General features: G+C 72.9%; 18 protein-coding genes and 1 pseudogene. 7 read left to right on the top strand and 12 right to left on the bottom strand.

The window, feature by feature from the left end; translation table 11 throughout:
• Window positions 1-54: 54 nt before the first annotated feature.
• Together ABEB03_RS38665 and ABEB03_RS38670 are read right to left on the bottom strand one after the other, a co-directional pair.
• Window positions 55-1,701, bottom strand: coding sequence for an AMP-binding protein (locus tag ABEB03_RS38665; RefSeq protein ID WP_425589363.1), 1,647 nt, complete (start codon window positions 1,699-1,701; stop codon window positions 55-57).
• Entirely contained in the window at window positions 1,665-3,344 is a 1,680-nt protein-coding gene (locus tag ABEB03_RS38670; protein WP_345657630.1) for an AMP-binding protein, read from the bottom strand. The genes ABEB03_RS38665 and ABEB03_RS38670 overlap by 37 nt, the downstream gene beginning before the upstream one ends.
• A 102-nt stretch (window positions 3,345-3,446) precedes the next feature.
• Between ABEB03_RS38670 and ABEB03_RS38675 the strand changes: the two genes are divergently transcribed.
• The 3 genes from ABEB03_RS38675 (at window position 3,447) to ABEB03_RS38685 (ending at window position 9,127) form a co-directional block, all read left to right on the top strand.
• Window positions 3,447-4,307, top strand: a complete 861-nt coding sequence (locus tag ABEB03_RS38675; RefSeq protein ID WP_345657631.1) for a helix-turn-helix transcriptional regulator — start codon at window positions 3,447-3,449, stop codon at window positions 4,305-4,307.
• Between the two features lie 420 nt (window positions 4,308-4,727).
• Entirely contained in the window at window positions 4,728-7,577 is a 2,850-nt protein-coding gene (locus tag ABEB03_RS38680) for an AAA family ATPase (RefSeq protein WP_425589360.1), read from the top strand.
• Between the two features lie 716 nt (window positions 7,578-8,293).
• Complete coding sequence (locus ABEB03_RS38685; protein WP_345657632.1) at window positions 8,294-9,127, top strand: S1 family peptidase; 834 nt, start codon at window positions 8,294-8,296, stop codon at window positions 9,125-9,127.
• Between the two features lie 75 nt (window positions 9,128-9,202).
• Here ABEB03_RS38685 and dmpI read toward each other — a convergent pair whose 3' ends face one another.
• Both dmpI and ABEB03_RS38695 read right to left on the bottom strand, forming a co-directional pair.
• On the bottom strand, window positions 9,203-9,385 hold the full coding sequence (gene dmpI, locus ABEB03_RS38690; protein WP_095937376.1) for a 4-oxalocrotonate tautomerase DmpI: 183 nt from the start codon (window positions 9,383-9,385) through the stop codon (window positions 9,203-9,205).
• Between the two features lie 104 nt (window positions 9,386-9,489).
• On the bottom strand, window positions 9,490-10,356 hold the full coding sequence (locus ABEB03_RS38695; RefSeq protein ID WP_345657633.1) for a LysR family transcriptional regulator: 867 nt from the start codon (window positions 10,354-10,356) through the stop codon (window positions 9,490-9,492).
• Window positions 10,357-10,420: 64 nt separating this feature from the next.
• Between ABEB03_RS38695 and ABEB03_RS38700 the strand changes: the two genes are divergently transcribed.
• Window positions 10,421-11,068, top strand: coding sequence for a LysE family translocator (locus tag ABEB03_RS38700; protein WP_345657634.1), 648 nt, complete (start codon window positions 10,421-10,423; stop codon window positions 11,066-11,068).
• Window positions 11,069-11,090: 22 nt separating this feature from the next.
• Here ABEB03_RS38700 and ABEB03_RS38705 read toward each other — a convergent pair whose 3' ends face one another.
• Window positions 11,091-12,206 carry a winged helix DNA-binding domain-containing protein gene (locus ABEB03_RS38705; RefSeq protein ID WP_345657635.1) on the bottom strand — a complete coding sequence of 372 codons (1,116 nt, stop codon included), beginning with the start codon at window positions 12,204-12,206 and terminating at the stop codon, window positions 11,091-11,093.
• Window positions 12,207-12,351: 145 nt separating this feature from the next.
• On the opposite strand from ABEB03_RS38705, the gene ABEB03_RS38710 reads away from it, so the two are divergent.
• A complete protein-coding gene (locus ABEB03_RS38710) occupies window positions 12,352-13,557 on the top strand; it encodes a magnesium and cobalt transport protein CorA (protein WP_345657636.1) in 1,206 nt (401 codons plus the stop codon).
• A 101-nt stretch (window positions 13,558-13,658) separates the two neighbouring features.
• Window positions 13,659-14,285: a precorrin-8X methylmutase gene (locus ABEB03_RS38715; protein ID WP_345657637.1), complete on the top strand. Its 627-nt coding sequence runs from the start codon at window positions 13,659-13,661 to the stop codon at window positions 14,283-14,285.
• 207 nt (window positions 14,286-14,492) lie between these two features.
• Here the strand turns inward: ABEB03_RS38715 and ABEB03_RS38720 are convergent, their stop codons facing one another.
• The 3 genes and pseudogenes from ABEB03_RS38720 to ABEB03_RS38730 all read right to left on the bottom strand — a co-directional run bounded on the left by ABEB03_RS38720 (window position 14,493) and on the right by ABEB03_RS38730 (window position 17,758).
• On the bottom strand, window positions 14,493-15,236 hold the full coding sequence (locus ABEB03_RS38720) for a cobalt-precorrin-6A reductase (RefSeq protein WP_345657638.1): 744 nt from the start codon (window positions 15,234-15,236) through the stop codon (window positions 14,493-14,495).
• A gap of 140 nt (window positions 15,237-15,376) precedes the next feature.
• A pseudogene (locus ABEB03_RS38725) lies at window positions 15,377-16,186 on the bottom strand (FecCD family ABC transporter permease); the annotation flags it as partial.
• Window positions 16,187-16,486: 300 nt separating this feature from the next.
• A complete protein-coding gene (locus tag ABEB03_RS38730) occupies window positions 16,487-17,758 on the bottom strand; it encodes a PP2C family protein-serine/threonine phosphatase (RefSeq protein WP_345657639.1) in 1,272 nt (423 codons plus the stop codon).
• Window positions 17,759-18,358: 600 nt separating this feature from the next.
• Here ABEB03_RS38730 and ABEB03_RS38735 point away from each other — a divergent pair.
• Entirely contained in the window at window positions 18,359-21,169 is a 2,811-nt protein-coding gene (locus tag ABEB03_RS38735) for a beta-L-arabinofuranosidase domain-containing protein (RefSeq protein WP_345657640.1), read from the top strand.
• A 117-nt stretch (window positions 21,170-21,286) separates the two neighbouring features.
• On the opposite strand, the gene ABEB03_RS38740 is transcribed toward ABEB03_RS38735, so the two are convergent.
• The 4 genes from ABEB03_RS38740 to ABEB03_RS38755 are packed head-to-tail and all read right to left on the bottom strand — an operon-like array spanning window position 21,287 to window position 24,988.
• Window positions 21,287-22,255, bottom strand: a complete 969-nt coding sequence (locus ABEB03_RS38740) for a TauD/TfdA dioxygenase family protein (protein WP_345657641.1) — start codon at window positions 22,253-22,255, stop codon at window positions 21,287-21,289.
• Window positions 22,256-22,295: 40 nt separating this feature from the next.
• Window positions 22,296-23,255 (bottom strand): AEC family transporter, encoded by a 960-nt coding sequence (locus ABEB03_RS38745; RefSeq protein WP_345657642.1) that lies wholly within the window; start codon window positions 23,253-23,255, stop codon window positions 22,296-22,298.
• A complete protein-coding gene (locus ABEB03_RS38750; RefSeq protein WP_345657643.1) occupies window positions 23,243-24,148 on the bottom strand; it encodes an aminotransferase class IV in 906 nt (301 codons plus the stop codon). The genes ABEB03_RS38745 and ABEB03_RS38750 overlap by 13 nt, the downstream gene beginning before the upstream one ends.
• Before the next feature lie 9 nt (window positions 24,149-24,157).
• Window positions 24,158-24,988: a hypothetical protein gene (locus ABEB03_RS38755; RefSeq protein WP_345657644.1), complete on the bottom strand. Its 831-nt coding sequence runs from the start codon at window positions 24,986-24,988 to the stop codon at window positions 24,158-24,160.
• Window positions 24,989-25,002 lie beyond the last annotated feature (14 nt).

Raw genomic sequence — 25,002 nt, forward strand, 5'->3', positions numbered from 1 at the left:
CGGCCGGTCCACCCCCGGCGGTCGGCGGCCGGCACGGCACACGCCCGCGCCCCGTCACCGCTCCCGCGCGGCCTCCTCCCGCAGTTCGATCTTGCGGACCTTTCCGGAGACCGTCATCGGGAAGGCGTCCAGGATGCGCAGCCGGCTGGGGATCTTGTAGTGCGCGAGCTGTCCCTCGCAGAAACCGCGCAGTTCCTCCAGGGTCAGGGGGTCGTCCGGGTCGCGGGGGATGACGCAGGCGAGCACTTCCTCGCCGTAGCGTTCGTGGGGTACCCCGACCACCTGGACGTCGGCGATCTTCGGGTGGGCGTACAGGAATTCCTCGATCTCGCGGGGGTAGATGTTCTCCCCGCCGCGGATGATCATGTCCTTGATGCGGCCGACGATCTCCACATAGCCGTCCTCGCGCATCACCGCGAGGTCGCCGGTGTGCATCCAGCGGCCGGGGTCGACGGCTTCGGCGGTCTTCTCGGGCTCGTCCCAGTAGCCGAGCATCACGCTGTAACCGCGGGTGCACAGTTCGCCCGGTTCGCCACGCGGCAGCGTGACGCCGCCGACCGGGTCGACCACCTTCACCTCGATGTGCGGCAGGACCCGGCCGACGGTGCCGGTGCGGTGTTCTAGGTCGTCGTCCATCCGGGTCTGCAGGGACACCGGGGAGGTCTCGGTCATGCCGTAGCCGATGGACACCTCCCGCATGTGCATCTCGGCGACGACCCGCTTCATCACTTCGACCGGGCAGGGCGAGCCCGCCATGATGCCGGTGCGCAGGGAGGACAGGTCGTACGTCGCGAAGCCGGGCAGGTTCAGCTCCGCGATGAACATGGTGGGGACGCCGTACAGGGACGTGCACCGCTCCTGCTGCACGGCCTCCAGCGTGGCCGCCGGGTCGAACGACGGGGCCGGGATGACGATGCACGCGCCGTGCGAGGTGGCCCCCAGGTTCCCCATGACCATGCCGAAGCAGTGGTAGAAGGGCACGGGCAGACAGACCCGGTCCTGCTCGGTGTAGCCGACGGTGCGGCCCACCCAGTAACCGTTGTTGAGGATGTTGTGGTGGGAGAGCGTCGCGCCCTTGGGGAATCCGGTGGTGCCCGAGGTGTACTGGATGTTGACCGGGTCGTCGCAGCTCAACTCGGCTGCGGCGGCGGCCAGTCGCTCCACGGGTACGGCGGCGGCACCAGCCGTCAGCGTGTCCCACGACGGGTCGCCGATGTACACCGTCTCCCGCAGCTCCGGGCACTTCTCGCGGACCTGGTTGACCAGCGCGCGGTAGTCGCTGCTCTTGTGCTCCTGCGAGGCGACGAGCACCGAGATCCCCGCCTGCTTGAGCACGTACTCCAACTCGTGTGCGCGGTAGGCGGGGTTGATGTTCACCATGATCGCGCCGATCCGGGCGGTCGCGTACTGGACGAGCACCCACTCGGGGCAGTTGATCGCCCAGATGCCGACACGGTCGCCCTTGAGCACGCCCTTGGCGAGCAGTCCGCGCGCCACCTCGTCGACCGCGGCGCCGAACTCGGCGTACGTCCAGCGGCGTCCGGAGGGCACGTCCACGAGGGCTTCGCGCTCCGGGTGCGCGGCGATCGCCCGGTCCAGGTTGGCGCCGATCGTGTCGCCCAGCAGGGGTGTGGTGCTCGTGCCGTGGGCGTAGGACAGTTCTGTCACCGGAAGTCCTCCTCGCGGTACTCGGCGGCGGATCCCGCGGCCGTGGCCTCACGCAGTTCGATCCGGCGGATCTTGCCGGAGACGGTCTTGGGGAGCTCGCCGAACTCCAGGCGGCGGATGCGCTTGTACGGGGCGAGGACGGTACGGGAGTGCTCGAAGAGCACCTTGGCCGTGTCGGGACCGGGCTCGTACCCCGCCGCGAGGACGATGTACGCCTTCGGGACGGCCAGCCGCAGCTCGTCGGGGGCGGGGACCACGGCGGCCTCCGCGACCGCCTCGTGCTCCAGCAGGGCGCTCTCCAGCTCGAACGGCGAGATCTTGTAGTCGCTGGCCTTGAACACGTCGTCGGCGCGGCCCACGTACGTGATGTAGCCGTCCTCGTCCCGGGAGCCGATGTCCCCGGTGCGGTAGTAGCCGCCGGCCATCGCCTCGGCCGTGCGGTCGCCGTCCCCGTGGTAGCCGGTCATCAGGCCCACCGGTCGGTCCGACAGATCGAGCGAGATCTCGCCCTCCGCTGCTCCCGGCGCGCCGGTCACCGGGTCGAGCAGTTCGACGCGGAAGCCGGGGCAGGGCCGTCCCATGGAGCCCGTCTTGAGCTTCTGCCCGGGGCTGTTGGAGACCTGGACGGCCGTCTCGGTCTGCCCGAAGCCGTCCCGGATGGTGACACCCCAGGAGCGCCGGACCTGCTCGATGACCTCGGGGTTCAACGGTTCTCCCGCGGCGACGGCCTCGCGGGGCGGCGTCCGCAGCTGGGTCAGGTCGGCCTGGATGAGCATGCGCCACACCGTGGGCGGGGCACAGAAGGTGGTGACGCCCGCCCGGTCCATCTCGGCCATCAGCCGGCCCGCGTCGAAGCGCGTGTAGTTGTGGATGAAGACGGTCGCCTCCGCGTTCCACGGCGCGAAGAGGTTCGACCAGGCGTGCTTGGCCCAGCCGGGCGAGGAGATGTTGAGGTGCACGTCGCCGGGCTCGAGCCCGATCCAGTACATGGTCGCGAGGTGTCCGACCGGGTAGGACACGTGGGTGTGCTCGACCAGCTTGGGGCGGGCGGTGGTACCCGAGGTGAAGTAGAGCATCAGCGGGTCGTCCGCGAGGGTGGGGCCGTCGGGTTCGAAGGCCGCGTCCGCCGTGTGCGCCTCCTCGTACGCGAGCCAGCCGGGGCGGGCGCCGCCGACCGCGATCCGGGTGTAGTGACCCGGCACGTCGTCGAACTTCGCCGCGTCGTCGGAGCGGACGACGACGTGCCGCACCCGGCCCCGCTCGACCCGGTCGCGCAGGTCGGCGGCGCCGAGCAGCGGGGTGGCCGGGATGACCACGGCCCGCAGCTTCATCGCGGCGAGCGCCGTCTCCCACAGTTCGACCTGGTTGCCGAGCATGACGAGCACACGGTCCTCGGCGCCCACGCCCTGCGCGCGCAGCCAGTTGGCGACCCGGTTCGAGCGCTCGGACATCGCGGCGAAGGAGACCTCGGTGCGGTCGCCGTCCTCCTCCACGATGTGCAGGGCGGTCCGGTCGTTGCCGCGTGCGACGACGTCGAACCAGTCGAGCGCCCAGTTGAAGTGCTCGGGGCGGGGCCAGCGGAAACCCTCGTAGGCCGTGAGGTAGTCCTCGCGGTGCTCCAGCAGGAAGTCCCGCGCGGCGCGGAACTCGTCCGTCGCGCCCGTCGTCGCCGTCATGTGTCCTCCTCGTTGCCGGACCGCCGCCTAACATCGTGTATTCCGTGATGCAGGTCTCACCACCCCCGAACGGGGGGTGCGCCGCGAAGAGGGGGCGAACAGGTGGCAGCAGACGCAGCCGAGGCAGTGGAGATGCGTGGTGCGCTGGTGCGGCTGCGCCGCGCGACGGGGCTGCCGGTCGCCTTCGGCGGCCTGGTCGATCCCGGGCGCCGGCACGTGCGCATCAGCGAACTCAGCGGCACCGCGACGGCCGCGCTCAGCGCGCTCGCCGTCTCCTCGGGGAACGGTCTGGGCGGCAAGGCGGTGGCCCTGGCCCGGCCCTGCGCGGTGACCGACTACTCGACCTCGCGGCAGATCAGCCACGAGTACGACGTGGCGGTCGCCACCGAGGGGCTGTGCTCCGTCCTCGCGGTGCCCGTCGTCGTACGCCGTCGGGTCCGCGGTGTGCTGTACGGCGCCCTGCGGACGGCGCAGCCCCTGGGCGACCGCACGCTCGGCGCGGCGGTCGCGGCGGCCCGGGACGTGGAGCAGGCGCTGGTCGTACGGGACGAGGCGCGGGATCTGCTCGCCGTCGCGCGCAAGCAGGAGCCGTCGGTGACGGACGGTGCGTGGGAAGAGGTGCGGGAGGCCCACGGGGCGCTGCGCGCGATGGCCCCGCGGATCGCCGACCCGGCGCTGCGGGACGAACTCCTCGCCGTCTGCGGGCGGCTGGCCGACGCGGCGGCGCCGTCCTCGGCGGAGCGGGAGGCGGGCCTCGCGGCGCGGGAGGTGGGTCTCGCGCCCCGCGAGCTGGACGTGCTCGCCTGTGTCGCGACGGGGGCCACCAACGCGGTCGCCGCCCAGCGCCTCGGGCTGCGTCCGGAGACGGTGAAGGGGTATCTGCGCGCGGCAATGCGGAAGCTGGGCGCGCACACCCGCCTGGAGGCCGTGGTCGCGGCGCGGCGGGCGGGGTTGCTCCCTTAGCGCGGGGGTGGCCACGGGGTACTCCCGTGGCGCGGGGTCGCCTGCGGGGTCTCCCGTACGAGGCGGGCGGGGGCCTCTTCGCCGCGTGGCGGGGTTTCTTCCGCCCGCGCGCGGGCAGGCGTCCGCCCGTGGGCGACAGGTGCGACCACCCTGCGGCGTGGGACCGCTCCCGTGGCGCAAATGGGGGCCGTCCGAGCCCGGGAGAGCCTTCGGCGGCACCGGACAAAAAGGGGGGCCGCGCGGCGGAGAAGGCCCCGGACGGCGCGCGGGAGCGCTCCCCTTCTGGGGTTGTCCATTCAATCCGGGTCGCACTGAAATCACTTATGCGGCAGGCTTGTTATTTCCCTCACCATGTCGACAGTCCGAAATTCAAAGAGTCGTTGCCTAATATTGGCCCGGACACGACACACGAGGGGAGCGGTGACCGTGCGAGGGGACTTCAACGAACCTGCCAGACCCCGCCCCGACCTGGTCATCGGCCGGGAGGAGCTCTTCACTGAGGCGCGTGCGCAACTCTCCGGCGGCGGCAGTGTGCTGGTGCACGGCCCCGCGGGAATAGGAAAGTCGACCGTCCTGCGGTCATTGGCCGCGGAATGCGCCGAAACGGCACGGACCGTGTTGAGGTGCTCCGCCACCGAGTCCGAATCCCATCTCCCGTTCCTCGCGCTCGCCGACCTCTTCGGTCTGGTCGTCGACGAGGTCTCGGACGGGCTCCCCGCCCCGCAGCGCACGGCCCTGGAGTCCGCCCTCACCGGCCGCGGCGAGTCCACCCTCCAGCGCGACGGTCTGGCGCTGCGGCTCGCCGTGCTGTCCGTGCTCCGCGCCCTGGCCGCCCGGGGCCCCGTACTGATCGTCGCCGACGACCTCCAGTGGCTCGATCCGGCCAGTGCCGAACTGCTCGGCTTCGCCGCCCGCCGCCTCGGCGGTGTGCCCGTACGGATGCTGTGCGCCGTACGCACCGAGACCGAGTCGCAGGCACTGCAGACGGACCGCTATCTACGCGCGTCTCCCCCGGACACCCTCGCCCTGCGGATCAACCCGCTCACCCGCGCCCACGTGGCCCGGCTCCTCGACCGGCGCGGCCACACCGGTCTGTCCCGCTCGACCGTGCGGGACATCCACCGCACCAGCGGCGGCAATCCCCTCTTCGCGCTCGAACTGGGCCGCGCCCTCGCCGAGTCCCGCACCCCGCCGAGTCCGGGCGAGCCGCTGCCCGTGCCGACGTCCCTGCGGGCGCTCGTCCTCAGCCGGCTGGACATGCTGTCCGCGGAGGCCCGTCGCACCCTGCTCGTGGCGAGCGCGGGCGCCCGGCCGACCCTGGCGCTGCTGCACGCGGCGGGACGCGTGAACGCCGAGGCCGACACCGCGTCGGCGGCGGAGCTCGGACTGCTCGCCACGGAACGCGAGACACCGGGCATCCGGTTCGCGCACCCCCTGGTGTCCGCCGCCCTGTACGCGGAGGCGAGCGCCCAGGAGCGGCGGGCCGCGCACGCCGCCCTGTCCACGGCAGCCTCCGACCCCATCGAACGCGCCCGGCACCTCGCCCTGGCGACCACCGGGACGGACCCGGGCGTCGCCGCCCGGCTCGGTGACGCCGCGGCCGCCGCCCGGGACCGGGGCGCGCCCTCCGTCGCCGCGGGCCTCGGACTGCTGGCCGCCCGGCACACCCCGCCCGACGCCGTGCCCGGCCCCGACCAGCGCCGCCTCCAGGCCGCGGAGGACGCGCTGACCGCCGGTGAGACGGACCTCGCGCGGGACATCGCGCGTCAGGTGCTGTCCCACGCCACCGGGCCCACGGACCGGGTACGGGCCTGGATCGTCGTCATCGACGCGGCCGGGCAGGCCATGGCGGAGGTCGACGCGGTCTTCCCGCAGGCGCTCGCGGACGCGGGCGAGGACCCCGGGCTGCTCGCCCTGGTCCGCTACCAACTGGCCTGGCGGGCCCTGCTCGTGGAGGGCGAGATGGCCAAAGGGCGCGAGGAGGCGGCGATTGCGGCACGGCTCGCGGCGCGCGCCGGTGACCGGCGCACCGAGCTCCTGGCCCTGGGTTTCCAGGCGCAGATGGAGACCCTGATGGGCCACCCCGGCGCCCCTGGAACCATCCAGCGGGCGATGCGCGAGCCGCAGGACCCGCGCGTGGCCTGCGACCACAACGGCGCGGGTGCCGCCCGTTTCCGCTGGCTGATCATGGGCGACCGGCTTGCCGAGGCCCGTACGACGATCACCGCGCTGCTGCGCGAGGCGCAGCGCCGCGGGATGGTCGAGAGCGAGGTGCACTTCCTGCGCGGGCTCGCGGAGACCGAACTGCGCGCCGGGCACTGCGGCCGGGCGCTGGACCTGGCCAGGGAAAGTCTGCGGCTCGCCCGTGACACCGGGATCGGGGAGGCGGCCACCGCCATGTTCACCTCGCTCGCCGAGGCGGCCGGCGGCGACGTGGACCGGGCGCTCGCGCTCGCCCGGGAGGCCGTGGACCGCGCCGAGGAGGACGGCGACCTGGTCTACCTCTCGCGCGCCCTCGGTGCCCTCGGGCACGCCAGGCTGGTCGCCGGTGACGCGGCCGGGGCCGTGCAGTCCCTGCGCCGGGTAAGGGAGTTGGAGGGCAATCTCGGCGTCGTCGATCCCGCGCGCGGACGCTGGCACGGCGACCTCGCCGAGGCGCTCGTGCGCGTCGGGGAGGTCGTGGAGGCGCAGGACGTCATCGACGTGACCCGCGAGCGGGCGCTGCGGCTGGAACGCGAGAGCGTGCTGGCGGTCCTGGACCGCGCCGAGGCCCTCGTCCGCGCCGCTCGTGGCGAACAAGGGCCCGCCGAACGACAGTTGGCCTCCGCGCAGGACCGTCTCGCCAAACTGGGCTACGGCCTGGAGGAGGCCCGCGCCGCGTACGCACTCGCCGCCCTGCGCGCCTTCCCCCACGCCCTCGGCTTCGCACGGGCAGGAGCAACCGCTGTCCCCGGCCCCACCTCGTACGACGAGGCGGCCCGGCTCTTCCGTCGTTGCCGGGCCCTCCCCTGGCTCCGTCAGGTCGAGGCGGCGTCCGCCGCGGACGCTCCCGCTCCGCCACTCGCGCCCGCGGCCCTGGACACCCTCGCGGCGACCGAGCGGCAGGTCGCCGCGCTCGTCATGGAGGGCGCCACCAACCGCGAGATCGCCGCGCGGCTCTTCATCAGCGTCAAGACGGTCGAGGCGACCCTCACCCGGGTGTACCGCAAGCTGGGGATCCGTTCCCGGGTGGACATCGTGCGTCTGGCGGCGGAGCGCAGACCGGGCTGAGGCGCCGCCCGGCCGAACGGGACCCGGACGCCCGGCCGGCGCACCCGGCCGGAGAACACCGGCCGACCGGAACCGCGGCGCCCCCGGGAACCCGGCCGAGCGAGGGCCCGGCACGGCGGACAGCCCGCTCCACGCACACCCGGCACGACGGACAACCCCGCTCCACGCACACCCGGCACGACGGACAACCCCGCTCCACGCACACCCGGCACGACGGACAACCCCCTCTGGGCGGCCCCCGCTCGACGAGCATCTCGCTCGCCGGGCGCCGGCACGGCGAACACCCCGCTCGCGGGACACCGGGGAACGGATCCGGCCCGCGCGCACGACCCGTTCGGCCGAGCGGGCGCGAGGAGCCGGTCCGTTCGGCCGAACGGGCGTACCGGGAGCGCCCCTTGCATCCGAACGGAGCAGCGCGGACGCCCCGTTCGGCGCAACGGCGCGGGCCGGCGGAGCGTTCGGCCGAACGGCCGAACGGCGGCCGGGCCCCGTCACGGGACCAAACGGGCGGCACAGCACACCAAACCCCACCCCGCCCACCCAAGGGTTTTCCCTCCCCCAATCCCCCTAGGGGGTTCCCTCATTGGGCAGCGGCGGCAACCGCTTCTAGCGTGATCCACGTGCCGCTCGCTCGGGCACACGGCTCCCCAGCCAGGGGCGTCGTGCACCACCCCCCACCCGCGCGTCCCCCCACCGGCAAACCTCCGAGGAGACCCATGTTCGGGTTCAACCGCGCCAAGAAGACAGCCGCCGTCTGTGCGGCGACCGCTGCCGCCGCCACGACCGCCCTGCTCGGCGCCCCCTCCGCCGTGGCCCTCCCGCAGCCGATCGTCGGCGGCACGACGACCACGACGACCGCGTACCCGTTCATGATGCAGATCACGGACGCCTCCCAGAACCAGTTCTGCGGGGGCACCCTGGTCGCCGCCGACAAGGTCGTCACGGCCGCCCACTGCATGGTCGGCGAGACCACGGGCAGTGTCCGCGTCGTCGGCGGCAGAACCTATCTGAACGGCACGAACGGCACCGTCAGCAAGGTCAGCAAGATCTGGATCAACCCCGACTACACGGACGCCTCCAACGGCGACGACGTGGCCGTACTGACCCTGTCCACGTCGATGCCGTACGCCACCGCGAAGTACGTCTCCTCCTCTGACACCGGCGTGTACGCGACCGGCGCCACCGCCCGCGTCGTCGGCTGGGGCACCACCTCCGAGAACGGCACCTCCTCCAACCAGCTGCGCACGGCGACCGTCCCGATCGTGTCCGACTCCGGCTGCGCGAGCTCGTACGGCTCGGACTTCGTGGCGTCCGACATGGTCTGCGCCGGGTACACCTCGGGCGGTGTCGACACCTGCCAGGGCGACAGCGGCGGCCCGCTGCTCATCGGCGGCGTCCTGGCGGGCATCACCTCGTGGGGCGAGGGATGCGCGGAGGCCGGCTACCCGGGCGTCTACACCCGTCTGACGACGTTCTCCGGCCTGGTGACCGCACAGGTCAACTCCCAGCCGGCGCCCGCCCCGGCCATCGGGCCGGCCATGAATTCCTGAGGTACTCCTCAGGTGAGAGCCAGGGGGCGCTGCGAGCCTCCACGAGCGGTCCGCAGCGCCCCCTGTCCAACCCCTCTACTTGTCGGCGGTCAGCTTCCCCGCGGTACCCCAACTGTCCGCCGGCACCTCGTGGATCCACACCTGCACCGACTCGGCCGGGATCCTGTACGCATCGACGAAGGCGTCGGTGACACGCTTGACGAGGTCCCGCTTGAGCTCGGCATCGCGCGGACCCTGCTGGACGGTGACGATGGGCATGGCTGAACTCCCTTGCGTACGGCGGCTCGTGCCGCTTCGTGCGGACGGGAACAGTCCATCGCGCGGGGCGCGGCCGACCAAGGAGCAGACCGCGAGCGCAGCGATCAGTTCCCGTGATCGCCGCAGGCCGCGAGCAGCGCGTCCCAGTGCGGCGGGGGTGCCGCGGCACGCACCGCGAGCCCCGTGGTCAGCACGAGGCCCGGCGCCCGGAACGGCACGAAGGCGACCCGCGGCGCCTGAAGGACGCGTGCGTGCGAGGCGTACACGACGGTCCACAGCGGACGGCTGCCGATCGTGGCGAGGGTGTCCTGCAGCGAGCCGCTCACCGGCCCCGCCGGCGGTTCGAATCCCGCTTCGTGACAGGCGCCGATCACCAGGTCGACGAGCGCGGGGTTGTGGCGGCGCTCGGTGATGCTGAGCGGCAGCGCGGCCAGTTCGCCGAGGTCCAGCGTGTCCCGCGCGGCGAGCGGATGCGTGGCCGGGACGGCGGCGACCAGCGGGTCGGGCCACAGGGGCACGATGCGCAGGCCGGGCGCGGGCTCCGGGGACCGGACGAACGCCGCGTCCAGACGCCCGTCCGTGACCTGCGCGAGCCGCTCCGGCGCCGGCACGGAGACCAGTTCGACCGGCGCTCCGGGGGCGAGCCGCGCGAACGCGGCCAGTACCCGGTCCAGATGCTCACCGAGGCCGGTGCTCGTCCCGATCCGCAGGCCGTGGCGCGGGGCGACGGCCGCGCGGGCCCGGTCGGCCGCGGCGAGCACCGCACGGGCCTCCGGAAGCAGCCGCTCCCCCGCGCCGGTGAGCCGCACGTGCCGCGGCGAGCGGTCGAAGAGTTCGGCGCCGAGCTCCCGCTCCAGGCGCCGGATCTGCTGACTCACGGCGGACTGCACGATGTGCAGCCGCTCCGCCGCCCGCCCGAAGTGCAGTTCTTCGGCGACCGTCACGAAATAGCTGAGCTGCCGCAGTTCCATGCCCCGGACTGTAGGCCTCGCCGAGCGCCGACTGTTTGAATGGGGCCCGTTGGGGGTGATGGGCATGGTGTCCACGGACCGTTTCCTGGCCTTCGCCGCGATGTCGCTGCTGGTGATCGTGATTCCCGGGCCCAGCGTGCTGTTCGTCATCGGGCGGGCGCTCGCGCACGGCCGGCGCACCGCGGTGGCGACGGCGCTCGGCAACGTGGTCGGCTCGTACCTGCTGGTCGTGGCCGTCGCCTTCGGCATCGGCTCGCTGGTGGAGCGTTCGGTGACGGTGTACCTCGCCGTGAAGCTGGCCGGCGCGGCCTATCTCGTGTTCCTGGGCGTGCAGGCGTTCCGGCACCGCAAGGAGATGAAGGCCTCCACGATCCGGACGGACGCCGTGGCTCCGCCCCGAGGCGACCTCCGCACCCTGCTGGACGGCGCGCTCGTGGGGGTCACCAACCCCAAGGGCATCGTCTTCTTCGCCGCGGTGCTCCCCCAGTTCGTCGACCACACGGCGGGGCACGTGCCGTTGCAGATGCTGCTGCTCGGCCTGGTCCCCATCTCGATCGGTCTGGTCACGGACACGCTGTGGGGCCTGACCGCGTCGGCGGCCCGCGCCTGGTTCGCCCGTTCCGACCGCCGTCTCTCCCTCATCGGCGGCGCGGGCGGCTTCACGATGATCGGGCTCGGCGTGACGGTGGCGGTGACGGGCCGGGCGGACTGACTCCCGGGCGGGCCGGGGGACCTCAGGCTCGTACGACGGTCCCGAACCGGATGTCGTACGTCTTCGCCGGCTCCCCCTCGTGCAGGACGCCGAGCATCCGCTGCCCCTCCTCGGTCACCTCGGCGCGCTGCGCCTTCGTCAGGGTGCCGAACGGCTCGATGACGAGGGCGTCCTCCGTCAGCTTCCACACCCCTGCCAGGAAGCCGTCGACGAGCAGGGTGCAGTACGCCTGGTTGCCCTGCCAGGAGCGCCCCTTGAGGTCGGCGGGCACCACCCGGGTGCGGTCGGCGTGGGACAGCAGCAGATTGTCGAACTCGGGCAGGAACCGCGGCGGGGCGGGGGTGTCGGCGTCGGGGCGGGGCGCGTCGGGGAGGTCGAAGAGTTCGACGCCGTGTTCGTCGCGGAAGGCGAGCAGCCGGGGCCGGAGCCGTTCGAAGACCTCGCGCAGGCGGGTCAGGCCGGCCCAGGTCTGCATGTCCTTGACGGAGGCGGGGCCGAAGGCGCGGAGATAGCGCAGGACGGTCTCGTCGGGAGCCGGTGCCGGTTGGGCGGGGCGGCCCAGCCAGTGTTCGGCGGTGGTGAGCGCGACCTGCCCGCTCTGCCCCCACAGGCCGCGCGGGGTGACCTGCACGAGCGGCAGCCGGCAGCGGGCGGCGACCGACAGCGCGAAGGGATCGGCGTCCGGCCAGTCGGTCAGCAGTGCCTCGCGCAGCTGCTTCATGGTGCGCGGCTCCGCCTCCACCAGTTCACGGGCGACCGCGGCGAGCCGGTCCAGGTCGACGCCGGTCAGCCCCTTGCGGAAGGTGACGAGCTCGCGGTCGCGGGCGGCCTGCACGAGGGGGCGCAGGGTGAGGGCGTCGTCGGCGGTGTGCGTGTGGATGGTGGAGCGCAGGGTGACGATGCGGACGACCTCCCGGTCGGCCATGAGCCGGGACAGCGCCTGCGGTGCGAATCCGTCGAGGCGGGCGGCGAGCGCGTAGTACGGCGGCCTCACGTTCTGCGCCTGGAGACCGAGCAGGTGCTCGACGGCGGCCTTCGCGGACAGCGGGGACCGGCGCAGCAGCAGCTGGCGGTCGAGGGTCGCGCGGTTGAGCGCGCGGGTGCCGAGCACGGGGGCCGTCGTGGTCGTCTTCGTCATGCTCCGCACGCTAGTCCCACTTGCGGACAGCCTCTGTCCTCGATTCTCACCGGATCCCCGAGAGAGCGGGCACCCCAGGCCGTTTGCCCCGTATATCCTGCTCCGTGATCACACAGACGCGCGTTCGACGGAGGAGGCAGCCGCGATGTCCGACCGACGCGCCCGCCCGACCTCGAAGAACGGCCGCGACGCGGGCGAGGCCGCGGACGCCCGGGGCGGCAAGGACACCCGGATGTCCGCCTGGCGGCGCGCCCTGACCCCGCCCACCGCTCCGCCTCCGTCGTCCTCCGCGCCCCGGTCCGAACCGCCGACGCCGGAGCCCGCCGACATGGGCAGCGTCGTGCAGGCGGCGCTGTACCGCGACGGCGTCCGCGTCTCGACGCCCGCGTCGCTGGCCGACACCTTCCGTGAGCTGCGCGAGCAGCCGGCCGGGATGGCGTGGATCGGCCTGGCCCGTCCCACCGAGTCGGAACTCCTTTCACTGGCGGCGGAGTTCGACCTGCATCCGCTGGCCGTCGAGGACGCGATGGAGGCCCATCAGCGTCCGAAGCTGGAGCGTTACGGCGAGACCCTCTTCGTCGTGCTGCGCGCGGCTCGGTATCTGGACGCGCCCGAGGAGGTCGACTTCGGCGAGCTGCACGTGTTCGTGGGGCCCGACTTCGTGATCACGGTCCGGCACGAGGCGGCGCCGGACCTCTCCGCGGTGCGGCGCCGCATGGAGGACACCCCGGAGCTGCTGAAACTCGGCCCGGAGGCCGTGCTGTACGCGATCCTCGACTCCGTCGTCGACGGGTACGTGCCGGTCGTCGCCGGCGTCCAGAACGACATCGACGAGATCGAGACCGAGGTCTTCCGCGGCGACCCGGAGGTCTCCCGCCGCATCTACGAACTCTCCAGGGAAATGGTGGAGTTCCAGCGCGCCACCCGCCCGCTGGTCGGCATGCTGCACGGCCTGATGGCGGGCTTCGCCAAGTACGGCACCGACGAGGAGCTCCAGCGCTACCTCCGTGACGTCGCCGACCACGTCACCCACACCAGCGAGCGGGTCGACGGCTTCCGCCAGGCCCTCACCGACATCCTCACCGTCAACGCCACCCTGGTGACACAGCAGCAGAACGCCGAGATGCGCGCGCTGGCGGAGGCGGGTTTCGAGCAGAACGAGGAGATCAAGAAGATCTCGGCCTGGGCGGCCATCCTCTTCGCGCCGACCCTCGTGGGCACGATCTACGGCATGAACTTCCAGAGCATGCCGGAACTGCACTGGGGTTTCGGGTACCCGTTCGCGATCGGCCTGATGGGCGTGGTGTGCGTGAGCCTGTACGTCATCTTCAAGCGGCGCGACTGGCTCTAGGGCCTGTGACCGGCCCCGGCGGGAGAGCCGGGGCGTCCGTCCGGTGCCCGGAGCCGGGTGCGTATGCTCGCCGCCGTGTCCGCACGACCAGGAGGAGCACGGTGTTCGAGTACGAGAAGGACGGCGCGGCGATCTACCGCGAGTCCTTTGCCACCATCCGCGCCGAGGCGGACCTCGCGGGACTGCCCGCCGACGTCTCCCAGGTCGCGGTGCGGATGATCCACGCCTGCGGGATGGTCGACCTCGTCGGTGACATCGCGTACTCGGCCGGTGTGGTGGCGCGCGCCCGTGAGGCCCTGCGCTCGGGCGCGCCCGTTCTCTGCGACGTGTCCATGGTCGCCAGCGGTGTGACCCGTAAGCGGCTGCCCGCCGGCAATGACGTGATCTGCACCCTGTCCGACCCTGCTGTGCCGGACCTGGCCGCGAAACTGGGCACCACGCGCAGCGCCGCGGCGCTGGAGCTGTGGCGGGACCGGCTGGAGGGTGCCGTCGTCGCGGTCGGCAACGCGCCCACCGCGCTGTTCCGGCTGCTGGAGATGATCGAGGAGGGTGCGCCCCGTCCGGCCGCCGTCATCGGCGTGCCGGTGGGCTTCGTCGGCGCCGCCGAGTCGAAGGACGCGCTCGCCGCGCACCCCTCCGCCCTGGAGCACCTGGTCGTCCGGGGACGTCGCGGCGGCAGCGCCATCGCGGCCGCCGCCCTCAACGCGATCGCGAGCGAGGAGGAGTAGCGGGCCGCGGGGCCCGCCGCGCCGCAGCCGACACGGCGGGCCGATCGGCTTCACCCGGCGCCGTACCCCTTCGGTCGGCGCACGCGCGCGAGGAGCTCCCTGGGCGCAGGTCGGGGCCCTGGCACAAGAAGCCCCTCGGCCCGAGTCGGCACCCGCGCGCGAGGAGCCCGGGCCGGCCAGCGTCCGTGCGTGAGGAGTCCGGCCCGGTCAGCGTCCGTGCGTGAGGAGCCAGTGGGCGGCCTCGTCCGGGTCCGCGGCGCAGCGGACGCCCTCCGGCAGCGGCGGGCGCCGTACGACGACCACCGGCAGGCCCGCCTCGCGTGCCGCGCGCAGCTTCGCGGCCGTGGCCGCGCCACCGCTGTCCTTGGTGACCAGGACGTCGATCCGGTGCCGGCGCAGCAGCGCGCGCTCCCCGTCGAGCGTGAACGGGCCGCGGTCCAGGACGACTTCCATGTGCCGGGGATGCGGGGCCTCCGGCGCGTCCACCGAGCGGACCAGGAACCGGATCGTGTCGAGGTGGGCGAAGGCGGCCAGCCCCGTCCGGCCCGTGGTGAGGAACACCCGCCGCCCCAGCGCGGGCAGCAGCCCCGCCGCCTCGGCGAGCGATCCCGCCTCGTGCCAGTCGTCGCCCGCTTCGGGGACCCAGCCGGGCCGGCGCACCGCGAGCAACGGAACGCCGGTGCCGGCCGCGGCCTCGGCCGCATGGGCGCTGATCGTCCGGGCGAAGGGGTGGGTGGCGTCGACGAGCGCGTCCACCCGGTGCGCGCGCAGCCACGCGGCCAGTCCCCCGGCCCCGCCGAAACCGCCCACGCGCACCTCGCCCGGTGGCAGCCGGGGCGCGGTCACCCGCCCGGCCAGGGAGGTGGTCACCCGCAACCGCGGAGCCCGGTCCTCCAGGATCTCGGCCAGGCGGCGGGCCTCGGTCGTCCCACCGAGAATCAGTACGTGCACGGTGCTTCAGTTCCCTTCTCCGTCTGCCCGATTCTCCGCGTCCTGCCCGGCCACGGACCGCAGACGGGCCCCGAGGCGCTCCACGGCCGACGGGTTGCGCGGGCTCTCGACGAGGTCGGCGTGGTCGAGGACGAAGATCCTGCGGTGTTGACGGCGACCACGGTGCCCGTGACGGCCGCCGTGACGAGGAACAGCTCCCTCCGCAGCCGCCCGGGCTGCACGCCGAGCGCGGCGCAGGTCTCGTCGCCCATAGCGAGCGCGTCGAGCGCCTCGGCGCGCAGCCGCAGCCAGGCCCAACCGGCCGTGACGGTGACGGCGGCGAGCGGTATCCGGGCCCAGGTCGCGCCACCGAGACTGCCCAGCAGCCACATCATGGCGGACCGTGCCGCTTCGCCCCGGGCGGCGCCGAACACCATGACGGTGGTGACGGCCTCGAAGCCGTACGCCAGTGCCGTCCCGGTGAGGACGAGCCGCAGCGGGGTGAGGCCGTGCGGGGAGCGTGCCACGGCGTACACGAGTGCCATGGCGGCGAGCGCCGAGCCGAGGGCGGACGCGGACGGCGCCCAGACGCCCAGTCCGGCGAAGGCGCCGAGCAGGATGACGGCGTTGGCGCCCACCGCCGCGCCCGAGGAGATGCCCAGCACGAACGGGTCGGCGAGCGCGTTGCGGACCATGGCCTGCACGGCCACGCCCACGGTGGCGAGTCCCGCCCCGACGACGGCGCCGAGCAGGACGCGCGGCAGCCGGATCTCCCAGACGATGGTGTAGGGGGCGGCGTCCTCGGCGCGCACGGTTCCGCCGGTGGCGCCGGCCCAGAGGAACCGGAAGACCTCGGCCCAGCCGATGCCGGCGGCTCCGAGTCCCACCCCGCCCACGAGCGACACGAGCAGCAGGAGTCCCAGGACACCGACCGTCGGCGGGACGGATGTTCGTCCGCGGTGTCGGCGCACGGTCGGCGGTCCTTCGCCTCGGGCCGCCGGGCACCGAGCAGGAGTCGGCCCGGACGGCACACGCCGCCGCGCGGTCCCCTCTCGCAGTCCACGGCGAGCAGTCAACGGGTCGCGCCACCCTCGGGCGATCGGGCTCGCGCGGCGGACCGTCCGGTCCGCGCGCACACCGTTGCGGGTCAGCGCCGGATTCTCACCGGACTTCCCCCGCGGGAGGCCAGGGGAGCCTAACAGAGGCCGTCGGTGGGCCCGGGTGCCGTTCCCGGCCGGGCCGCCCCGGCCGCGCGGGACCGGGCCGCGGTGTCAGAGCCGTACGACGACCAGCGCGATGTCGTCGCGGGCGCCGCCGATGACGCCGAGGCGGCTGAGCAGCGCGTCGGCGAGACGCTCGGGGCCCAGTCGGCTGCAGGCCGCGAGGGAGTCGGTCAGCCGGGCGAGGCCCACGTCGATGTCCTCGCCGCGGCGCTCGATGAGCCCGTCGGTGTACAGGACCAGGGTGTCGCCCGGGTCGTACAGGAGGCCGACCTGGGGGCGGGCCACGTGTGCGGGGCGGGCCCCCAGCGGTGGGTCGGTGGCGCGGTCCAGCAATTGGAAGGTGCCGTCGGTGTGCAGCAGGACGGGCGGCGGGTGACCGGCGCTGCTGTACAGGATCCGCCGCCTGCGGGTGTCGATGAGCACCGACACCGAGGTGGTGACCAGCGCGCCCTCGACCGAGCGCGCGTACAGGCCCAGCACCTCCAGGGCCTTCGCGGGACCGTCCACGGTACGGGTGGCGGCGCTCAGGGCGCTGCGGAGCATGCCCATGACGGTCGCCGCCTCCAGGCCGTGGCCGACCACGTCGCCGACCGAGACGGAGAAGCGTCCGCCGGGCAGGTCCACCACGTCGTACCAGTCGCCGCACACGTTCAGGGAGCCCACGGCGGGCAGGTAGCGCACGGCGATGTCGGTGTGCCGGTCGAGGTCCGGCGAGTGCAGCATGGCCTCCTGGAGGGTGACGGCCACCTGGCGTTCGCGGGCGTGGGCCTGGCGCAGTTCCTCGTTGAGGTGCTGGAGCTCCCGGGCGCGGGCGTACAGCTCCGCCTCGATCTCCTCGCCGGGCGTGCCCACGCCCTCCTCTCCGCGTCTGTCCGCGTCCCCGCCCCGTTGCCGGTCGTGTGAGCGGCGTTCCTGGACGAAGGCGGTGACGTCCTCCACCCGGTGGATGATCCAGGCCACCTTGCCGTCCGGACTCAGGACCGGGGTGTTGATCGGGGACCACCAGCGTTCCTCGAACTGGCCGGGCCGGAGGATGACCGGGATGTCGTACTTCTGCAGCGCCATGGTGTCCGGCTTGCCGGATTCCAGGACCCGGTGCAGGGAGGCGCCCAGATTGCGCACACCGTCCGCGTCCGGGTCGGACGGGTTGTCGGGGAAGGCGTCGAAGATGTATTGGCCGAGCAGGTTCTCCCGGGTGCGGTCGGTCGCCTCCAGGTAGGCCCCGTTCACGTCGACGATCACCAAGTCGGGTCCCAGTACGAGATAGGGACTCGGCGTGGCCGCGAAAAGCGCCGCGTAGTCGATCTCAGGTGACGTCACGTGATTCCCACCGGTCCTAGTGACCCGCCTTCTCCTAATCTAGGAGCCCTCCGCCGGTCGCGCCCGGTCACGGAGGCGGGACCGCGCCGCGGGGCCGGTGCCCCGGCACGGGGCGGGCCCGCAGCCCCCGGACCGGTGGGCAGCCCCGCCGTGTCCCCCGGGGTCGGGGTGAGCCCCGCAGGTCCCGCGCCTCCCGGCGGCCCGCGCCCCGGCCCGACGGCCCGCCACGTTTGCCTCCCGGTGCCTTGCCCCGCTCGTCGCACGGCGTAGTGGAGTCCACGCCTCACGGCACCGGGTACCCACGGCTCCGCGACGCACCCGGGCCCGCGCCCCACCGCATCCCGCGTCCGCACCTCGCGGCTTTCCGGGGCCGGTGCCTCACCGCCCTCCGCCCTCTCGCCTCATGGCGCTCAGGGGTCCGCGCCCCGACGTCGGCGCGGATCGTGGCGGCCAGTGTCGAAACCCGTCGAAAGCGTTGACGTGTCCTTGCCGGAAATCTATCTTCTGGTCGACTCTTCGCACGATGCACGGTATTTCGAACAAAACCGTCGACCGTCCTGCACCCGGCAGCCGGCCCCATCGAGACGAGGAACGCCCGCCATGACACCGCCCCTGTCCCGACGCTCACTGCTGCGGTCCGCGCTGCTCGCCACCGCGGCCCCCTCAGTCGCGTACGCCGGCTCCGGTCCGGCGGCCTCCGCCGTGCTCCCCACCCCGCCCTCCTGGGCCGTCCGGCCCTTCGCGCTGAGCGAAGTCGCGCTCGGAGAGGGCGTGTTCGCCGCCAAACGCGCCCTCATGCTCGATCACGCCCGCGGCTACGACGTCGACCGACTGCTCCAGGTGTTCCGCGCGAACGCCGGGCTCTCCACTCGCGGGGCGGTCGCGCCCGGTGGCTGGGAGGGCCTGGACGGCGAGGCGAACGGCAACCTCCGCGGCCACTACACCGGGCACTTCCTGACCATGCTCGCCCAGGCGTACGCCGGGACCGGCGACCGCGCCCACGCCGAGAAGATCGGCTCCATGGTCACCGCGCTCACCGAGGTGCGCGAGGCCCTGCGGCACGAGCCGCGCGTCCTCGGCGTCGCGGGCAGGTTCGGCACCGCCGCCGAACACGTCCGGGGCTCCCACCAGTACGTCGACCTGCCGGCCGGAGTGCTCGGCGGGGCCTACGCGATCACCCTGTCGGCCTGGGTGAGGCCGGCCCACGACGCCACCTGGGGCCGCGTCTTCGACTTCGGTGACGACACCACCCGCTACCTCTACCTCACCGCCCGCAACGCGGACGGCGTCCCCCGGTTCGCCGTCACCACCGCGGGCCCCGGCGGGGAACAGGGCCTCGACGGGACGGCCGCGCTGCCCCTGGACGAGTGGAGCCATCTCGCGGTCACGATCGCGGACGGCACCGGCACCCTCTACGTCGACGGCACCGCCGTCGCCCGCAACCCGGCGATGACCCTCACGCCGGCCGCCCTCGGCACTCTGCGGAACAACTGGCTGGGCCGCTCGAACTTCTCCTCCGACCCGGTGTTCGCCGGCGCCTTCGACGAGTTCAACATATGGTCGCGGGCACTGGGTGCCGACGAGATCGCGGCGCTGCGGGGCAGCCGGGCCGCTGACACCTCCGCGGGCCGCGGCGACCTGGCCGCGTACGCCTTCGACGAGACCGCCGGTTCCACCTTCGCGGACGACTCCGGCCGCGGGCTGGACGCCACCCTGCGCCGCACCTGGGGCGGGCCGAGCCATCCCGGGTTCCTCGCGGCGTACCCCGAGACGCAGTTCATCCTGCTGGAGTCGATGACGAGCGGCGACTACACCAAGGTGTGGGCGCCGTACTACACCGCCCACAAGATTCTGCGCGGACTGCTCGACGCCCATCTGCACACCGGCGACGAACGGGCCCTCGACCTCGCCTCCGGGATGTGCGACTGGATGTACTCCCGGCTGTCGCGGCTGCCCCGCGCCACCCTCCAGCGGATGTGGGGCATCTTCTCCAGCGGCGAGTTCGGCGGCATCGTCGAGGCGGTCTGCGACCTGCATGCCCTCACCGGCAAAGCCGAACACCTCGCGCTGGCCCGGCTGTTCGACCTCGACAGGCTCATCGACGCGTGCGCGGCCGGCGACGACGTCCTCGACGGACTGCACGCCAACCAGCACATCCCGATCTTCACCGGGCTGCTGCGGCTGTACGACGCGACGGGCGAGCGGCGCTACCTGGACGCCGCGACGAACTTCTGGGACATGGTCGTCCCGGGCCGGACGTACGCGATCGGCGGCACGAGCACCGGCGAGTTCTGGAAGGCCCACGGGGTGATCGCGGGCACGCTCGGCGCCACGACCGCCGAGACCTGCTGCGCGTACAACATGCTCAAGCTCAGTCGGATGCTCTTCTTCCACACGCGGGACGCGAAGTACATGGATCACTACGAACGGGCCCTGTACAACCAGGTGCTCGGTTCGAAGCAGGACGAGGGGGACGCGGAACGGCCGCTGGTCACCTACTTCATCGGTCTGGAGCCGGGCCACGTGCGGGACTACACCCCCAAGCAGGGCACCACCTGCTGCGAGGGCACCGGCATGGAGAGCGCCACCAAGTACCAGGACTCGGTGTACTTCACGGAGGCGGACGGCAGCGCGCTCTACGTGAATCTGTACAGTCCGACCACGCTGACCTGGGCCGAGAAGGGCGTCACCGTCACCCAGACCACCGGCTATCCGAGAGAGCGGGGCTCCACGCTCGTCGTCGGCGGCGGCCGCGCGGCGTTCGAGATGCGGCTGCGGGTGCCGGTCTGGGCGGGCGACGGGTTCCGGGTGACCGTCAACGGCCGTGCGGTCGACGGGACTCCCGTGCCCGGCAGCTACTTCGGCGTGTCCCGGACCTGGCGGCCGGGCGACACCGTCCGTGTCGTCGTCCCGTTCCGGTTGCGGGTGGAGAAGGCCTTGGACGACCCGTCCCTCCAGGCCCTCTTCCACGGCCCCGTCAACCTGGTCGCCCGCAACACCGCCACCGGCCTGCTGCCGTTCGGGCTCTACCGCGACGCGGCCCTCTCCGGCGACCTGCTGCCCACGCTCACCCCCGTCACCGGGAGACCGCTGCACTACACGCTGGACGGCACGGAGTTCGCCCCGTTCTCCGAGGGGACCGAGGACCCGACGCACGTCTACTTCAGGCGCGTCGAACCCTCGGTGGTGTTCGGCGGCACCGACTCCGGCGTCGCCAACCCGGCCGGGGAGGACGGCACCAGCCTGCTCGACGAGATCTGGGCGGCGGCGCCCTTCGGCACAAAGGGCGCGCTGGTGCGGCGGGTTCGGGAGAGGGTGGACGCGTGGGTGTCGGCGGGGCTGCTCTCCGCGGGCGACGGCCGGAAGGTGGTCGACACGGCGCGCAACGCCTCCTACGCGCGGGGAGCCTGACCGGCGCTCCGCGTACGCCCTCCACGCCCGTCGGGCTCCGCGTGGACCCTCCGCACGCCGCCGGGCCTTGGTGAACGTCCTGCCCGCGCGCCGCGGCGCCGTCGGAACCCCTGCGGGCTACCAGGCCCGCAGGGGTTCGCCCGCCACCGACCGGGAGGTGAAGCCGTCCGGGCCCACCGCGGGTTCGCCGAGCAGCGTGACGCGGTGCATCACACGGTCCGCGTCCAGCTGCGCGAAGTCGGTGGGCGCGAGGTGGCAGGTGGTGCGGTTGTCCCAGAAGGCGATGCTGCCGGGCTCCCAGCGGAAGCGGACCGTGTACTCGGCGCTGGTCAGGTGCTCGAAGAGCAGGTCGAGCAGGCGGCGGCTCTCCAGTTCGGAGAAGCCGACGACGCGCGTGGTGGAACCGGGGCTCACGAACAGCGCCCGCTCCCCCGTCTCGGGGTGGACGCGGACGACGGGATGGACGGCGACCTGCGGGTCGTCGCAGTACAGCTTGAGGATCTCGCGGTCGCGCGCGTCGGAGTGGCGCAGGTGCACGCCGGTGAAGAAGGCGTGTTCCGCCTGGAGCGAGTCGACGAGGTCCCGCAGCGGCCGGGACAGACCCTCGTATGCCGCCACCGTGTTGGTCCACTGGGTGTCACCGCCGAACCGGGGTGTCCGCTCGGCGCGCAGGATGGAGGCTGCGGGCGGATTGACGGCCTGGGTGAGGTCGCTGTGCCAGCCGGCCAGCGGGGAGACCCACTTGCGGCGGTAGTGCTCCTCGAAGTCGCTGCCGTAGCGCTCGGTGTCCGCCTTCGGGTCCACGGTGAGGATCTCCGGGAAGCCTTCGGGAGCGACGCCGTGCTTCTTCCCGGGCCGTCGCGTCAGTTCGCCGAAGAGCCGTCCGAAGGCGACGTGCCGGGCGTGCCCGATGTCGGGGCCGCGGAAGAAGACGACGCGGTGGGTGAGCACGGCCCGCCGGATCTCGGCGACCGTCGCCTCGTCCAGGTCGTCGCGCAGATCGATCCCCGAGATCTCGGCGCCGATGTGGCCGGCGGCCCGGCGCACGTCGATGCGGGTGGCGGGCGCGCCCGCTGTCGTGGACACGGTCATGATGCTGCCTTCCGTACGAGGGATGGAGGACCGCTCAGCCGACGTGGACCGCCCACTGCATCCACAGCGGGAGCAGGAACAGGGCCGCGACCGAGCTCTTGATCACGAGGGCGGCCGACATGTCGACGCCGATGTCGTAGCGCTGGGCGAAGAGGAACAGGTTCTGCGGGGCGGGCATCGCGGCGATCAGCACCAGGTAGCGCAGCCAGTCGCCGCCGACCCCGAAGACGGCGCCGCAGACCGCCCATGCCATCAGGGGGAAGACGACGCACTTGAAGCCGACCAGCGCGATCTCCTCCCGGGTGGTGCCCCGGATGCTGAGGCCGCTGCCGCCCAGGTGCAGTCCGAGGGCGAACAGCGCCACCGGGGAGGCGCTGTCGCCGACGAACGAGAAGGCGTCCAGCGCCGCCTTCGGGACGTGCACCGAGAGCAGGTTGAGCAGGATCCCGGCGTTGCAGGCGAGGACGACGGGTGTGGCGAGGGAGGCCCCGACGGCCCGCAGCAGCGTCCGCCCTCCCGGCGCCGCGGCCCGGCCGCCCGCCGGCCCGCCGAGCTCCATGACGGAGACGACGACGAGGGTCAGCACGCACACCTGGAACAGCAGGACCGGGAAGACGGGCGCCGCGTCGCCGAAGAGCGTGATGAACACCGGTACGGCGAAGTAGGCGGTGTTCACCTGCACCCCGGCCATGATCCGCAGCGCCACGCCCCGCGGGTCGCGGACACCGCGCAGACCCGCGAGGGCTGCGACGGCGAGGACCGCGAGAGCGGCCGTGGTCGCGTAGGCGAGGATGGCCCGCCAGTCGAACAGGGCACCCAGATCGCTGCCGTAGATGTTGCCGAAGAGGTAGCAGGGGACCGCGAAGAGGAACGCGTAGTCGGCGAAGGCCCGCGAGCTGTCCGCGGACACGGCCTTGCGGCGCGCGAGCAGCGCTCCGCAGCCGAAGGCCAGCACCACCGGCACGAGTTTCTCCAGCGCCGTCAGCGACCCCATGCGCGGGCGGCCTCCCCCGAGGTGGTGAGGGCGCGGTAGCCGGTGACCATCCGTCGGACCAGGTCGTTGCGCCGCGGTTCGTAGGTGTGGTCGTCGATCCGTGACACGGGCAGCACCTCGCAGGCCGTGCCGCAGACGAAGGCGCCGTCCGCCTCCCGTACGAAGTCGGGGCTCAGGTCCTCCACGGTGCAGGGGATGTTGGCGCGGCGCGCCAGCTCCAGGATCTGGGCGCGGGTGATGCCGTCGATCGTGCACCGGGTGGTCGGGGTGTGCAGGACGCCCGCGCGGGTGAAGAAGAGGTGCGCGCCGGTGGCCTCGGCGATCAGTCCGGCGTCGTCCAGCAGCAGCGCGTCGTCGTAGCCGGCGCGCAGCGCCTGGTTCTTGCTGACCGTGCCGATCATGTAGTTCCCGGCGGCCTTGCTCTTGACCGGCGCGAACTGCGGGGAGGGCCTGCGGTACTCGGCGGTCCGCAGGGCGATGCCCTGGTCCAGGGCGTCGGCCGCCGCGTAGTAGCCGGCCGGGATCTCCCACGCGGCGACCGATGTGTGCACGGAGGTGTGCAGTGCCGCGGTCTGGATGACCTCCGAGCCGCGCCAGGCGTTCATCCTGACGTATCCGTCGCGGATGCCCGCACGGGCGACGACGTCGAGGGTCGCCGCGTGCAGGGCGTCGTCGTCGTGCTCCAGGTCGAAGTCGAGCAGCCGTGCCGAGGCGCGCAGCCGCGCGACGTGCTCGCGCAGCAGGAACGGGGCGCCGCCGTACACGCGCACTCCCTCGAACACGCTGCTGGCGTAGTGGAGTCCGTGGCTGAGCACGTGCAGGCGGGCCTGCGCCCAGGGGACGTGCCTGCCGTCGAGCCAGATCTCGCCGGTGCGCCGGTCGAAGGGAATCAACGGGTCTCCTCAGAGCGCCAGGTCGAAGAGCGGGTGCTGGAGGTCGCCTACGAGGGCGACGAAGCGGCGCTCGTGCGGGGTGACGCTGCGCACCGAGACCCCGTGCAGGGCGAGCGGGTTGATCGGGTACATCACCAGGACATTGCTGTCGTAGGTGATGGTGCCGACCTCTTCGACGTACTTCGGGTCGATGTCGAAGCGGTTGTCGCCGTACTCGGACGGGCTCGTGGTGAACCGGTGCGCGCCGTCACGGTACTTGTAGAGCTCCAGGTGACCGCCGGTGGCGTCGTCGTCGGGCCGCTTCATGTAGAAGAGGCCGCCGAAGAGCTTGTACGGCTTGTCGACGTGCGGGCCGCGGTAGGAGGAGGGGCGTCCGGTGACCGCCGAGTTGATGACGGCGGTGCAGTCCATGAGGATGTCGTGGGTGTCGAACGTGTCGTGGTTGCGGCGGCCGACGCGCAGCGAGCGCAGCGGGCCGCACCGGTTCTCGGTGTCGGGCAGTGCGGCGATCAGGTCGTCGCGGAACAGGTCGAGGAACTCCCGGTAGAACGCGGGCGAGGCGTGGTACGTCACGAAGTCCTTCCACACCTGCGGCATGTCGTCGTCGCGCAGGATGTGCTCGGACATGTAGTTGTAGCGCTCGTTCGAGGTGATCGGCTTGCCGATGCGGGTGCCGATGTACTCGGCGGTCGGCATGGTCGTGGCGAGGGCCTCGTAGAGGGCGGGGCTCAGCGGGTCGCGCAGGACGACGTGCGGGAACGGGTCGCGGCGGATGTCGGCCTTCGTCGCCCTGCCGAGGAGTGACTCGACGGCGAGGGTGGTCGTCGGGGTGTGCGGCATCTGAGGTGCTCCTT

Origin of the sequence: Streptomyces siamensis, assembly GCF_039543605.1 — a bacterium.
GTDB classification, from domain to species: Bacteria; Actinomycetota; Actinomycetes; order Streptomycetales; family Streptomycetaceae; genus Streptomyces; species Streptomyces siamensis.